At 32.5% G+C, this 6,236-nt stretch carries 6 protein-coding genes; 5 read left to right on the forward strand and 1 reads right to left on the reverse strand.

Annotation, left to right across the window (positions count from 1 at the left end):
* The coding region (locus B3J44_RS15985; RefSeq protein WP_286969623.1) for a Crp/Fnr family transcriptional regulator at positions 1–506 on the reverse strand (506 nt) is incomplete at its 3' end.
* A gap of 93 nt (positions 507–599) precedes the next feature.
* Between B3J44_RS15985 and B3J44_RS15990 the strand changes: the two genes are divergently transcribed.
* From B3J44_RS15990 to B3J44_RS16010, 5 genes are all read left to right on the forward strand, one after another.
* Positions 600–1,328 carry a geranylgeranylglyceryl/heptaprenylglyceryl phosphate synthase gene (locus B3J44_RS15990; RefSeq protein WP_286969625.1) on the forward strand — a complete coding sequence of 243 codons (729 nt, stop codon included), beginning with the start codon at positions 600–602 and terminating at the stop codon, positions 1,326–1,328.
* A gap of 21 nt (positions 1,329–1,349) precedes the next feature.
* On the forward strand, positions 1,350–1,973 hold the full coding sequence (pnuC, locus tag B3J44_RS15995) for a nicotinamide riboside transporter PnuC (protein ID WP_286969626.1): 624 nt from the start codon (positions 1,350–1,352) through the stop codon (positions 1,971–1,973).
* Positions 1,934–4,048: a DUF4301 family protein gene (locus B3J44_RS16000; protein ID WP_286969627.1), complete on the forward strand. Its 2,115-nt coding sequence runs from the start codon at positions 1,934–1,936 to the stop codon at positions 4,046–4,048. Before pnuC ends, B3J44_RS16000 begins: the two co-directional genes overlap by 40 nt.
* Position 4,049: 1 nt before the next feature.
* Entirely contained in the window at positions 4,050–4,454 is a 405-nt protein-coding gene (arfB, locus tag B3J44_RS16005) for an alternative ribosome rescue aminoacyl-tRNA hydrolase ArfB (RefSeq protein WP_286969628.1), read from the forward strand.
* Between the two features lie 310 nt (positions 4,455–4,764).
* A partial coding sequence (locus tag B3J44_RS16010; protein ID WP_286969630.1) for a TonB-dependent receptor occupies positions 4,765–6,236 on the forward strand: 1,472 nt, incomplete at its 3' end.

The raw sequence follows: 6,236 nt of genomic DNA on the forward strand, positions 1-6,236 counted from the left end.
GTTAAATCTCCAATTTGCTGTCTGGTAAAATTGATAAGATAACCATTTTTATCTTTTTGAAAGTTGAAGTAAGCAATTCCGTGATCTATAAGTTTCAATACGCGATGTTCTGGCTCGTGTGTTGAAATTTCTGCGGCCATAATCGATTTATAATACAATCGCTGCGCAAGATTCTCAATTACTTTAATGCTTGCTTTTGGATTTTCTTCTAAAAGTTTCATGAAGTTCTCTTTCGGAAGAATAAAAATTTCTGCATTCTCTACCGCAATTGCATTGGCTGGATATTTTTGATTTAAGAATAAAGGAGGTTCGCCAAAAGATTGTCCATTATAAAATATTCCTTGAATAAATTCACGTCCGTCATCATTGTAATTGCTCATTTTTACTTCGCCAGAAATAACTTGATAATAATGTAATGGAAGATTTCCTTCTTCAAAAATAATATCATTTTTATCGAAAGATTTTTTTGCTACACCGTATTTTTCTAGTAATTCTACTGTAATCATAATGCATTATTTACGTTATCAAAAGACGTACAACAAATATAATTCATTCAAAATAGTTCTTCTACATTAAAAATCTTTTACTTTTACACCCGTATGCAAGAACAAATTCTCACTATAAGACAACAGATTTTAGAAGCTAAAAGCAATGGACAAAAGTTACTGGCAGTGCTTTTGGATCCTGATAAAATTGTATTGGAAAATGTTAATCATTTAATTGAGAAAATTAATGCTTCGCCTGCAACTCATATTTTTGTTGGAGGAAGTATTGTTCAGAATAATATTTTAGAAGAATTGATTTCGGAGTTAAAGCAAAAAACAAATCTTCCTGTTGTTTTGTTTCCAGGAGACCCTTCTCAAATTTCAGTAAAGGCCGATGGTATTTTATTTCTGTCTTTATTGTCGGGACGAAATCCCGATTATTTGATTGAATATCAAGTTCAGGCCGCCCCAATTCTTAAAAAAACAAATCTAGAAGTCATTTCTACAGGTTATATTTTAATAGAAAGTGGTAATGAAACTGCTGTGGCTCGTGTAAGCAAAACAAAACCCTTAAGCAGAAAAAATCTTGAGTTGGTTTTGGCAACAGCGCAGGCAGGGGAAATGTTAGGAAACCAACTGATTTATTTAGAAGCGGGAAGCGGCGCAAAAGAGCCTGTTCCGACAGAAATGATTGAGATGATTTCTCAAAATATTGAAATTCCTGTTATTGTTGGCGGAGGAATTGTAGATTTGCAGGGAATTCAGAAAGCCTATAAGGCTGGTGCAGATTTGGTTGTTATTGGAACAGCTTTTGAAAACAACAGTCATTTTTTTGAACAATAAACGCCAAATACCACATCTCTAATGATAGATTTTTTTTTAGACAGTTATAAAAACGCACCGCTATGGCATATTGCTTTAGAGTTTTTAGTATTTGTTTGCGGAATTTTAAGTGTTTGGTTTGCTAAAAAAGAAAACATTTGGGTGTATCCAACAGGATTAATTGCAACTGTTATATCAGTTTATCTGCTTTATATTGCAGGTTATATAGGAGACATGATTATTAATGCTTATTTCTCAATAATGAGTATTTACGGCTGGTATGTGTGGGCAAAAGGCGGAACGGCCGAAGATAATTTGCCAATTACCCGTACAAATTTTGATGAAAAAATAATCGGAATCTTACTGTTTATTGTAACTGTTTTTGTAGTTTTCGGGATTTATAAATATTTTGATTATGAAATTCATAAAGACAATTATGTTGATATGATTTCGTCTGGAATATTTTTTGCTGGAATGTGGTACATGGCCAGAAAAAAAATAGAAAACTGGACACTTTGGATTATTGGTGATATTATTGTTGTGCCTCTTTATGCCTATCGCGGCTTAGGGATGCTGTCACTTCAGTATATAATTTTTACAATTTTGGCTATTTCAGCTTATTTAGAATGGAGAAAGATCTTAGACAGCAAAAAACAACCATCATAAAAATTGCTTTGTTTGGACCTGAAAGTACAGGCAAAACAACCCTAGCAAAACAGCTTGCAGATTACTACGAAACAGAATGGGTTCCTGAATTTGCTCGTGATTATTTGCAAGAAAAATGGGAAGAAAACCAGCATATTTGCGTAGCAGATGATATGATGCCAATTGCATATGGTCAGACTGCATTGGAAAATGAAAGATTAGCAAAAGCAAATAAATACTTGTTTTGTGATACCAATTTGATGGTAACCAAAGTGTTTTCTGAAATGTATTATGGTTTTTGTGATCCGCTTTTGAATGAAGCGGCACTAAAACACGAATACGATTTATTTTTCCTTACAGATATTGATGTTCCTTGGGAAAAAGACGATATTCGTGATACTCCTGAAGGTAGAGAAAGCGTATTTTCTGTTTTTAAACAGACTTTAATAGATACCAATAAACCTTTCATAATTTTATCTGGTGATAAAGAAACTAGATTAGCGAAAGCAATATCAATTATTGATAATTTGACTATTGCAAAAGAGCATGATTTCTTACCAAGTGATTTTGTACAGATATACAATAGAGGAATTTCTTTTGACGCTATTTTAAAACAATTAGAGTTTCTTGAAAACGGAATTGTAAAGAGCAATTTAGTGAGTCCTGCTAAAATTGGTAATGGAATTCTAAGTTTATCAGAAAAAGATTTTGAAGAAAAAGCTGTTTTTTTTGATGACCAAAAAGAAAAATTAAAGATTAAAAAGTTTGTTCCGGCTTCTGGTGCGGCTACAAGAATGTTTAAGTTTTTGACGGCTTTTTTGAATGATTTTGATATTCAGAAAGAAACAATAAACGGTTATATCAATAGAAAAAAAGATAAAGAATTAGCCATTTTTATTATTGGAATGGATAAATTTCCTTTTTTCAAGGCTGTAGATCAAAAATTAAGAGAAATATATCCCGATTTTGAAACTCTCGAGAGAGACTATAAGAATTATTATTTTATAAAATTATTATTATCTCCAGACTATTTTGATTTTGCTAATAAGCCAAAAGCAGTATTGCCTTTTCATTTATATGAAACTCATATTGCAAATCCAATTGAAGAGCATTTAAATGAATGTATACATTATGCAACTTCAAACAAGGTATCCAATCTGCATTTTACAGTTTCAGAAATTCACCAAAACTTATTTTATAAGGGAGTTGATGAGGTTATAGAAAAAATTGAAGAACCATCTGGTGTAAAAATCAATATCGGATACTCGTATCAAAATAAAAGCACTGATTCTATTACTATCGACGAAGGAAACAAATTGGTAAAGGATAAAAACGGTAGTTTAATTTTTAGACCAGGCGGACATGGAGCTTTGATTGAAAATTTAAATGATCTTGATGCTGATGTGATTTTCATTAAAAATATAGACAACGTAATTCAGAACCATATTGATAAAATTACATTGTACAAAAAAGCATTGGCAGGTGTTTTAATTGAAGTGCAGCAAAAGATTTTTTCTTATTTACAATTAATTGACCAAAATGAGATTGAAGAAAATCATTTAGCAGATATTGTTCTATTTTTAAAAGATGAGCTAAATATTGAGATTAGCAATGATTTCAATAAATTTACTTTTGAAAATAAAATAAGTAAGATTAAAGAACTTCTAGATAGACCAATTCGTGTTTGCGGAATGGTAAAAAATGAGGGAGAACCTGGAGGTGGCCCGTTTTGGGTGATGAATGATAAAGGAGTGGCTTCTCTTCAAATTGTAGAAACATCTCAGGTAGATTTGACAAGTAAAAAACAACAGTCAATTTTAACTGAATCAACACATTTTAATCCAGTAGATTTAGTTTGCGGTATTAAAAATTATAAAACCGAAAGGTTTGATTTATTGCAGTTTGTAGATCAAAAAGCTGGTTTTATTGTAGAAAAAAGTGTTGACGGGAAAACGGTAAAAAGTTATGAATTGCCTGGTTTATGGAACGGATCAATGGCCAACTGGCTAACTATTTTTGTGGCTGTTCCATTAATTACTTTTAATCCTGTAAAAACGGTAAACGATTTATTGAAAGCGGCGCATCAGCCACAATAATATGGATGGAGAAAAAATCATATCAGAATTAAACTTTAAAGCCGTCCGCAGTAGTGGATCGGGCGGACAAAACGTGAACAAAGTTTCGTCAAAAGTGGTGCTGAATTTTGATTTAAATGCTTCTCAAGCTTTATCTGATGAAGAAAAATTGATTTTGCTAACTAATATTTCAGGGCGTTTAACTTCTGAAAATATCCTGATTTTAAATTGCGATGAAGACAGAAGCCAGCTTAAAAACAAAGAAATTGTAACCAGACGATTTTTGGAAATTATCAAAAAGGGATTGTATGTTCCGAAAGTTAGAAAAGCTACAAAAGTTCCCAAAGCTGTAATTAAGAAAAGAATCAAGGATAAAAAGAATATTTCTGATCTAAAACAATCTAGAAGAAAACCGAATATAGAGTAAAATTTCAATTTATAAATTCCAAATTCCAACAACTAAGTTTAATGTCGGAATTTGGAATTTTAATTTCAATCTACTTGAATTTTTGGAATTTGGAATTTTCAATATTGGAATTTAACTTTTTAACATTACATTTGCACTGTCTCAAAGGGGTGCTCCAAATAACGAGCTGAGATCATACCCAAAGAACCTGAGCGAGTAATGTTGCTAAGGGAAAACGACAGTATCGAGCGTGCACACTTTATTTTGTCGTGAAACACATTTATTAATTTAACAAAGAATAATTCCCCCTTTTATTCGTAATTCTTTACGAATGAAAACTGTTTTTTTAGGTGCTAAGGCACAGAGGTACAAAGGTTCACAGGCTCAAAATGTAGTCGGAGCCAAATTTGTTTTTTCTTCATTTTCTTTACTCTTTACTCTATTTTCTTTTGCACAACAACAGCAGAAAGATTCTACAAAAGTAAATTCTCTAGATGAGGTTTTGGTTTCTGCAGTTCGTGTTACTTCTAAGACTCCAGTGAGTTTTAGTAATATGGATAAAAAAGAAATTAAGTATAGAAATTTAGGTCAGGACATTCCTGTTCTGATGAATTATATGCCTTCAGTTGTAACGACTTCAGATGCTGGAAACGGTGTGGGTTACACAGGAATTCGCGTTCGTGGAAGTGATGCTACACGTGTAAACGTAACTATAAACGGAATTCCTTACAATGATGCGGAAAGTCAAGGAACATTTTGGGTTAATATGCCCGATTTTGCTTCTTCTGTAGAAAGTCTTCAGTTGCAACGCGGAGTTGGAACTTCTACAAATGGGGCAGGAGCATTTGGAGCAAGTTTAAATTTACTGACTGATAGTTATGCTAGAAAAGCGACAGGTGAAATCTCAAGTTCTGCAGGATCATTCAATACAATTAAAAATACCGTAAAGTTTAGTACAGGTTTATTAAATGATCATTTTGAAATTGCAGGGCGTTTGTCTACAATAAAAACACATGGATATATTGATCGCGGAAGTGCCGATTTAAAATCATATTTCTTGCAAGGAACTTATGTTGGCAAAACAACTTTGATTAAAGCGTTGGTTTTTGGAGGAACTGAAAAAACGTATCAATCTTGGAACGGAATTGATGCTGAAACTCTTAACACAAATCGTACTTTTAATTCTGCAGGAATGTATACAGATGATGCAGGAAATGTTCATTTTTATGACAACGAAACCGATAATTACAATCAGGATCATTATCAATTGCACTGGAGTGAATCGCTTTCTGATAAATGGAGCACAAACCTGGCATTTCATTATACAAAAGGGAAAGGATATTACGAAAATTATAAAGAAGATGAACCTGTTGAAGGTTATGGACCAATTAAGCCAACAAAAACAGTTGAGGATGACAATGGAAATTTAGTTCCAGTAACCGATTTGATTCGTCAAAAATGGTTGGATAATGATTTCTACGGAACGACTTTTTCTGCTAAATATGTAACAGAAAAATTAAATGTTATTTTAGGAGGAGGTTGGAATAAATACGAAGGAGACCATTTCGGAAAAGTAATCTGGGCGCAATATTCAGATCAATCAGCGTTAGGAGCTCATTATTACGATGATTATTCGTCAAAAACGGATGGTAATGTTTTCGCGAAAGCAAATTATCAATTTACAGAAAAATTAAGTTTCTACGGAGATTTGCAATACAGAAATGTGAAATATAAAGCAAATAGTAAAGAGACTGGTTTGGTAGATGATAATTTTAATTTCTTTAATCCGAAAGCTGGTTTGAA

The organism is Flavobacterium sp. UBA4854, assembly GCF_002399805.1.
GTDB lineage: Bacteria > Bacteroidota > Bacteroidia > Flavobacteriales > Flavobacteriaceae > Flavobacterium > Flavobacterium ginsengisoli.

Excerpts from the sequence above, each read along its gene's own strand:
- arfB (WP_286969628.1), top strand. The coding sequence starts at position 4,050 with ATGGATGGAGAAAAAATCATATCAGAATTAAACTTTAAAGCCGTCCGC.
- B3J44_RS16000 (WP_286969627.1), top strand. The coding sequence starts at position 1,934 with ATGGAGAAAGATCTTAGACAGCAAAAAACAACCATCATAAAAATTGCT.
- pnuC (WP_286969626.1), top strand. The coding sequence starts at position 1,350 with ATGATAGATTTTTTTTTAGACAGTTATAAAAACGCACCGCTATGGCAT.
- B3J44_RS15990 (WP_286969625.1), top strand. The coding sequence starts at position 600 with ATGCAAGAACAAATTCTCACTATAAGACAACAGATTTTAGAAGCTAAA.